The following is a 7,303-nucleotide window of genomic DNA, read 5'->3' as shown; positions in this document are numbered from 1 at the left end:
CCACCTTATGGATAATCAACAGGCGTGGTAAAATGTATATGCAGCACATAGTCATATATACAATAAAAAATAGAGACGTTAATAGAAACGTCCCTGTTTTTGATCGCACATTGAAATCTATAAAATTCCATGATAAAATGAAGAGTGCCAGTCGACGCTCTTCTCTAAATCATTATAACATTTCAATATAATGATATCACAAGAGATTGGGATTGTCAAATGTTTTGCGAGGTACATTTTCATGACAAGGAGTGGGGATATGGGTACAAATCAGGAGTGGCAGGAAGAACAACAGCGAGTGGAACGGGTTGTCGATCAAATCGGCAAACAAATCGATACCCTTCAGCAGTATGCCGGCGAGATAAAAGCTGAGGTTGTAGATATCCGTAAAAATTTTTGGGATGATGTGACCGTTAATTTTGATGATGCGCACGAAGCGGCAGAAACATACGCCAGTATGAAGCAGCAGGCAGAAGTTCTATCTGAGCGGGAACGCAGTCATCGGCATGCCAAGGAGCGGCTAACGACGCTTGGCAGGCTTTTGCAGTCTCCTTATTTTGGGCGCATCGACTTTGCGGAAGCCGGAGAAAAAACAGAGCGTATTTATCTTGGTATTGCCTCGTTGCTTGATGAGGACGAGGAGGATTTTCTTATTTACGATTGGCGCGCTCCCATCTCCAGCCTTTATTACGATTATCCGCCCGGTCCGGCACAATACGAAGCACCAGGCGGCACGATTACCGGGATGATGGAGCTAAAGCGGCAATACGTGATTCGTAACAGCTGTATTCGCAGTATGTTTGATACTGGCATTACTATCGGGGATGAACTGCTGCAAGAGGTGCTGGGCAAGCAAGCGAATACCCAGATGAAAAGTATTGTAGCTACCATTCAAAAGGAACAAAACCGCATTATTCGTAATGAACGGAGTCGACTGCTTATTGTACAGGGGGCAGCTGGCAGCGGGAAGACGTCCGCCGCCCTTCAGCGTGTTGCTTATTTGCTGTATAGGTATCGAGAGACACTACAGGCAGAACAAATCGTATTATTTTCTCCTAATCCTATGTTTAATAGCTATGTCTCTACAGTTCTTCCCGAGCTTGGGGAGAAAAATATGCAGCAGACGACATTTCAGGAATATTTGGAGCGACGGCTTGGCAAGTCGTTTCATCTTGAAGATACATTTGCACAAATGGAATATGCCTTATCGGCGATGGATGAACTGGGGTATGCAGCGCGCATTGAAGGCATCCGTTACAAGGCGGGCAGCGGTTTTATGGAAGCCATTGAGAGATACGTATCCGTGCTTGGTAAAGAAGGAATGATTTTCAAGGATATAAAGTTTCGGGGCGAGGTGCTTTTTTCCGCAGAATATATTAAAGAGCAATTCTATGCCCTCGATTCCACCCTGCGTATTTCTAACCGGATCAAGCTGCTTGCGGATAAATTGCTGGAGGAGTTAAAAGAAAGGGCACGATTGGAGCAAATGAAGCCGTGGGTGGAGGATGAAATCGAGCTGCTTGATAAGGAGGCATACCTGGAGGCATATAAGAATCTTAAAAAGAAAAATCGATATACGGAAAATACGTTTGACGACTTTGAGCGCGAGCGGAAGCTACTTGCCAAGATGGTTGTGCAAAAATACTTTAAGCCGTTGCAAAAGCGTGTGAAACAACACCGCTTTCTCGATATGCTTGCCATGTATCGGCAGCTGTTTACAAATCCGCAGTATATAACCCGCTTTACGCTTCATGACGAATTGCCGGAACGCTGGACGGACATTTGCATACAGACAATAGAGAGGCTGGAACGTTCTGAATTGGCTTATGAGGATGCAACACCGTATTTGTATTTGCAGGAGCAGCTTGAAGGTTTTCAGGCGAATACGCTTGTTCGTCATGTATTCATCGATGAAGCGCAGGACTATTCTCCGTTTCAGTTCGCTTTCATTAAGCGGCTGTTCCCTCGCAGCAAAGTGACGGCGCTTGGCGATTTGAACCAATCCATCTATGTCCATGCTTCTATTAATGACGGGCTGTCGGCTTTGTCTTCGCTATATGAAGAAGGAGAGAGTGAGGCATTCGTGCTTACACGCAGCTATCGTTCTACACGTCAGATTGTTGAATTCACCCGGGGACTTATTGATGGAGGAGAGGAGATCGAGCCATTTAACCGCGATGGCGACAAGCCGACAGTGACACAAGCGTCTGACATGACTGAGCTTATTCGAAGTGTTGCTGATCGTATTCGCATACTCCAGGCTGCCGGGCATCAAACCATTGCTGTCATATGCAAAACCGCTAAGGAAAGCCAGGATGCATATAAGGCGCTAAGTGCAAGCATCCCGCTTCGGCTTATTGGAAAAGAGACATCTTCTTATGAGACAGGGGTGTTAATTATCCCTTCTTACTTAGCGAAGGGGGTGGAGTTCGATGCGGTTATCATCTACAATGCATCCAAAACGCAGTATGGGAGAGAAAGCGAGCGCAAGCTTTTCTATACCGCATGCACCCGGGCTATGCATGAATTGCACATACACTTTGTTGAAGAGATGAGCCCGTTCATCTATAGAGTTCCTTCTGAAACGTATTCTGTAGTAGGAAAATCATCTAACTAACAAAAGAGCCTATGGTTTTTGATTTTTAAAAACCATAGGCTTTTTGTTGAATAACAGAGCTTTATTGTTATACCCAACCGCGTACCTGCATGGCTTCGGCAATTCGTTTTAAGGAAATCATATATGCGGATGTACGGAAATCGACGTCATACTGCTTTGCGAGAGCACTTACTTCATTGTAGGAACGAACCATTACCTCGCACAGCTTTTGATTAACTTCTTCTTCGCTCCAATAATAATTCATCAGATTTTGTACCCATTCAAAGTAGGAAACGGTAACCCCACCAGCGTTAGCCAAAATGTCGGGAATAACGAGAATTCCTTTTTGAAACAAAATTTTATCCGCTTCTGGCGTAGTCGGGCCGTTGGCGGCTTCTGCGACAATGCGCGCTTTTACGTTTTCCGCATTTTTTAACGTGATTACGTTCTCCAGTGCAGCTGGAACGAGAATATCGACATCCAACTCCAGGATTTCCTCTGCTTGCTGGAGGTGATAACGAGCATCATAGTTCATAATTGTTGAGGAGTCTTTCAGTTGTGTAACGACAGCAAGATCAAGTCCTTGCGGTTGATATAGCGCTCCTTTAGAATCGCTTACTGCTACGATTTTACAGCCTTGCTCAGCAAGAAGCTCAGCAGCGATCCGGCCAGCATTGCCGAATCCCTGAATAGCTACCGTGGCGCCTTTCATTTGTTTTCCTGCTTCTTTCAGTGCTTCTTTGATCGTGTATACACAGCCGCGCGCCGTTGCTTCATTGCGACCTTTAGATCCACCGATAATGAGCGGTTTGCCTGTGATAACACCAGGATTGAATGCTCTTGTAATCCGGCTGTACGTATCCATCATCCAGCCCATGATTTGGGGGTTCGTATATACATCAGGTGCAGGAATATCTTTTTCCGGACCGATGAAGTCTGCGATGGCTTCCATAAAGCCCCGACTGATCCGTTCAAGCTCTGCCTTGCTGAATGCATGCGGATCGCAGATAACTCCTCCTTTTCCACCGCCATATGGCAAGCTCACAACGCCGCATTTGAAGCTCATCCACATGGATAAAGCTTTTACCTCATCCATTGTTACATCAGGGTGGAAACGAATGCCGCCTTTTGTCGGTCCGATTGCATCATTATGCTGTGAACGGAATCCTTCGAATACACGGATGCTACCATCATCCATTTTTACCGGAAAATTGACGGAGAGTACACGCATTGGTTTTTTAAGAATATCTATAATCCCTCGATCAAGCCCCAGAATCTTGGCTGCAGTTTCAATTTGTGTCTGGACGATTTGATACGGATTTAATACTTCTTCGCTGCTTTGTTTTGTCTTTTGTAAAATGGACATGAATTTTTAACCTCCCCTATTGAATGAACATTCAGATATTAGTTCTTTAAAAAAGACATGCATCTCATCTCTGTATATGTTTTTAGCCATTTTTTTGTAAAATGACCTTTATTTTGTTACACATATATTTTATAATTTAACATTAATCTAAACAATATTAAAAATAGATAAAATCAATGCCGTATTAAGATGAATAGTGTGGTGAAGCAGGCGTGGAGTTTAGACAAATACAATATTTCATTGAAGTAGCCAAGCGGGAACATGTAACTGAGGCAGCTCACGCTTTGCATGTCGCTCAATCAGCCGTAAGTCGGCAGATTTTCAACCTGGAGGCAGAATTGGGTGTTCATTTGTTTATTCGGGAAGGGCGAAATGTAAAGCTGACCCCCATCGGAAGAATGTTTTTGGAGCATATGCAACAAGCTATGCAAGTCATTGAAAAAGCGAAGCGGGAAGTCGAGGAATATCTGGATCCTGAAAAGGGAAGCATCCGCATCGGTTTTCCCAGCAGTCTTGCTGCTTATACACTTCCTACTGTTATTTCTGCTTTTCGTGAAACGTATCCTCAGGTCAAATTTCAACTGCGCCAGGGCTCCTATCATTTCTTGGTTGATGCTGTGGCAAAAGGAGATATAGACATGGCTTTACTCGGGCCGATGCCTAAATCAAATCCTCGCATTAAAGGTCATATTTTGTTTCTCGAAAACATAGTTGCGCTGTTGCCATCGCACCATCCGCTTGCAGGTCAGGCATTTTTGCAATTAAGCCAATTGCGAAATGATGCATTCGTATTGTTTCCTAAAGGATTCGTACTGCGCGAAATCGTAGTCGACGCCTGCCAACAGCTTGGGTTTCAGCCCACGGTGTCTTTTGAAGGAGAGGATATCGACGCGATTAAAGGATTGGTTGCAGCCGGTCTAGGGGTTACGCTCATTCCAGAAATTACACTAATTGATAGTGTTCCGCGTTCTACGGTGAAGCTCCCTATTAGCGAACCGATGGTGACCCGAACCGTCGGCGTTATTATCTCTAGTGAACGTGATTTGCTTCCTACAGAGAAATTGTTCTATGAATTTGTGAAAACGTTCTTTACTGTATTAGGCAGGTTTGAGATGTAATATGCAAGTAATGGAGGGGTTTGGGATGAATGTGGATAAACAGCTTTTTACACAAGTAAAAAAAGCGTTTGAGGAATTCGCAGGTAGAAAAGTTAGAAATAAAGTTATTGAGGTTACTGTTCGGCATGTGCAAGATATTAAAGAATTGAATCCGTCTCTAACAACAGAGGAAGTTATCGATCAGGCGATTATGAAAACGATTAAAGATGGGATGGCATTCTAGCTAGTATATGCTGTGTCTATATATCATTTCCATCAGGTATATGGATAAAATTACCGATTAATTTGATGTATAATGCAGTCCCTATGTGGAAAATTAAAGCTATCTTCAACCAATATTCCCCATTAGGAGGACGTATAATTATGGCTCGAAATCAAAGAAGAAACACGAACGAATTGGTTGCTCCACAAGCACGTACAGCGATTGAGCAGATGAAGTATGAAATCGCGTCAGAATTCGGTGTTCAACTCGGACCTGATACAACTTCACGCCAGAACGGTTCCGTTGGTGGAGAGATTACCAAGCGCCTTGTACAGATGGCAGAGCAGCAGCTTGGTGGGCGCATGCACTAAGTCGGTTACACTTTCGGCGAACAGCCTCCCGCGTATGAGGGAGGCTGTTTTAGCAGTGAAGAGCAAAATCTTTTTACATGTATAGTGTTTTCCATTGTTTTTAGGCTTTTTTTTCTCCTAGTGCCACCAGTAGCTCTTCTATATGTTTGCGCCTGTTCCCAATTGATTTTGTGTTTTCAGCATTTTGCTGTATCTCTATTGTCTGTTGTCGTTCTTGTTGCCTAATAATATGTTCAGGAGCATCCATATACGAAGTGCTATTTAGTCTGCTTTGTTCCGATTTCTTTTCGAAAGATGTTTTATCCTTGCAATAATCCTGCTCCAAATGAGGGCTTCCAGCGAACAACAGTAGAAAAGGCAGAGCAAGAAGGACATTGAGCAGATTCGTATTAATTATGATACGATTGGCAGTGACGGAAGCGATCTATCATAAGGAGGTGAGGGGCCGTTATAAATCTGAATTTATAACGGCGGTATATGAGTGTTCATATTGGAGCGAAGCAAGGAGATATTGCAGAAAGCATTCTCTTACCGGGCGATCCGCTTCGCGCAAAGTACATTGCTGAGACATTTTTAAGTGATGTCACCTGCTATAACGAGATACGGGGCATGCTGGGATTTACGGGAACATATAAAGGAAAGCGGGTATCTGTACAAGGAACAGGTATGGGTGTTCCTTCTATTTCTATCTATGTGAATGAGCTGATTCGCGAGTATGGAGTGAAGAATTTGATTCGGGTCGGTACATGCGGTGGCATTCAAAAGGATGTGCACGTACGTGATGTCATCATTGCTATGACATCCTGCACAGATTCGAACATAAATCACCTTACATTTCCTGGGTTCGATTTTGCTCCTTGTGCCAGCTTTGATTTGTTAAAAGCGGCATATGATATAGGCATCAAAAAAGGGCTGCATATTCGCGTAGGAAATATTCTGACCGCCGATGTGTTTTATCGTGAGAGTATGGAAATGGTGAAGAAGCTGGGGGAATATGGTGTGCTTGCCATCGAAATGGAAACGACAGCCTTATATACACTGGCGGCAAAGTACAGCGCACATGCCCTATCTATCCTGACTGTAAGCGATCATATTTTTACCGGGGAAGAGACTACGGCACAAGAACGTCAAACAACATTCAATGACATGATTATTATGGCATTGGAGACGGTGGCATCTACCTCTTAATAAGACAAAGGAGCGAAGCTGTGCCCTTTTTTGCTTGCAGGTAGGAAAAACGTGGAAATGAAACAGGGACATCAGAACAGAATGATCGTTATTTTACTTATTGGAACCGCAATTGGCAATCACGAGGCAGGCTGATACATTCAGTCTGTTTTTTTAATGTCTATGTGCACGTTTTCTTATTGTTGCATTGTATATTTTACCATTCAGCTTCGCATATTAACGGATAACAATACGGTGAAGGAAAAGGTGAGAATATGGGAACGTTTCGTAAGTGGATAAGAGGACGGCAAGCGTTCCGCACACAGGCGCAGGCCAATCAAATTTTGAACGATACGATATCTGCTTCGGTTTCTGTGAATGCTCAGCAGATATCGAGGCTGTTTAGCGAGATACCTCAATTGATTACACGTACACTTGTGTTAAAAACAGGGCAGAAAGCCCTTCTTGTCTATATGGAGGGCC

General features: G+C 43.7%; 7 protein-coding genes and 1 pseudogene. 6 read left to right on the top strand and 2 right to left on the bottom strand.

The features are described from left to right. Positions 1-259 precede the first annotated feature (259 nt). The gene (gene helD, locus HMPREF0083_RS16705; protein ID WP_040303269.1) at positions 260-2,617 is read left to right on the top strand and encodes an RNA polymerase recycling motor HelD; all 2,358 of its coding nucleotides are present in this window, start codon (positions 260-262) and stop codon (positions 2,615-2,617) included. Between the two features lie 67 nt (positions 2,618-2,684). Here helD and HMPREF0083_RS16700 read toward each other — a convergent pair whose 3' ends face one another. Continuing rightward, positions 2,685-3,962, bottom strand: a complete 1,278-nt coding sequence (locus HMPREF0083_RS16700) for a Glu/Leu/Phe/Val family dehydrogenase (RefSeq protein WP_021622779.1) — start codon at positions 3,960-3,962, stop codon at positions 2,685-2,687. A gap of 212 nt (positions 3,963-4,174) precedes the next feature. On the opposite strand from HMPREF0083_RS16700, the gene gltC reads away from it, so the two are divergent. From gltC to HMPREF0083_RS16685, 3 genes are all read left to right on the top strand, one after another. Then, entirely contained in the window at positions 4,175-5,080 is a 906-nt protein-coding gene (gltC, locus tag HMPREF0083_RS16695) for a glutamate biosynthesis transcriptional regulator GltC (RefSeq protein WP_021622778.1), read from the top strand. A gap of 25 nt (positions 5,081-5,105) precedes the next feature. Then, the gene (locus HMPREF0083_RS16690) at positions 5,106-5,303 is read left to right on the top strand and encodes a hypothetical protein (protein ID WP_040303267.1); all 198 of its coding nucleotides are present in this window, start codon (positions 5,106-5,108) and stop codon (positions 5,301-5,303) included. Positions 5,304-5,443: 140 nt separating this feature from the next. Then, on the top strand, positions 5,444-5,653 hold the full coding sequence (locus HMPREF0083_RS16685; protein WP_040303264.1) for an alpha/beta-type small acid-soluble spore protein: 210 nt from the start codon (positions 5,444-5,446) through the stop codon (positions 5,651-5,653). Positions 5,654-5,753: 100 nt separating this feature from the next. Here HMPREF0083_RS16685 and HMPREF0083_RS16680 read toward each other — a convergent pair whose 3' ends face one another. Continuing rightward, positions 5,754-5,978 (bottom strand): hypothetical protein, encoded by a 225-nt coding sequence (locus HMPREF0083_RS16680; protein ID WP_040303263.1) that lies wholly within the window; start codon positions 5,976-5,978, stop codon positions 5,754-5,756. A 152-nt stretch (positions 5,979-6,130) separates the two neighbouring features. Between HMPREF0083_RS16680 and deoD the strand changes: the two genes are divergently transcribed. Together deoD and HMPREF0083_RS16670 are read left to right on the top strand one after the other, a co-directional pair. Continuing rightward, positions 6,131-6,841, top strand: coding sequence for a purine-nucleoside phosphorylase (deoD, locus tag HMPREF0083_RS16675; RefSeq protein ID WP_021622774.1), 711 nt, complete (start codon positions 6,131-6,133; stop codon positions 6,839-6,841). A gap of 254 nt (positions 6,842-7,095) precedes the next feature. Further along, positions 7,096-7,303, top strand: a pseudogene (locus tag HMPREF0083_RS16670) (spore germination protein); the annotation flags it as partial.

This window comes from Aneurinibacillus aneurinilyticus ATCC 12856, from assembly GCF_000466385.1.
Classification (GTDB): domain Bacteria; phylum Bacillota; class Bacilli; order Aneurinibacillales; family Aneurinibacillaceae; genus Aneurinibacillus; species Aneurinibacillus aneurinilyticus.
The sequence above is the reverse complement of the archived record's forward strand: the minus strand, read 5'-3'. Positions and strand labels throughout refer to the sequence as shown.

Bases quoted from the DNA above. Each gene is read 5' to 3' on its own strand.
- deoD (WP_021622774.1), top strand. From the start codon at position 6,131: ATGAGTGTTCATATTGGAGCGAAGCAAGGAGATATTGCAGAAAGCATT.
- HMPREF0083_RS16685 (WP_040303264.1), top strand. From the start codon at position 5,444: ATGGCTCGAAATCAAAGAAGAAACACGAACGAATTGGTTGCTCCACAA.
- HMPREF0083_RS16690 (WP_040303267.1), top strand. From the start codon at position 5,106: ATGAATGTGGATAAACAGCTTTTTACACAAGTAAAAAAAGCGTTTGAG.
- helD (WP_040303269.1), top strand. From the start codon at position 260: ATGGGTACAAATCAGGAGTGGCAGGAAGAACAACAGCGAGTGGAACGG.
- HMPREF0083_RS16700 (WP_021622779.1), bottom strand. From the start codon at position 3,962: ATGTCCATTTTACAAAAGACAAAACAAAGCAGCGAAGAAGTATTAAAT.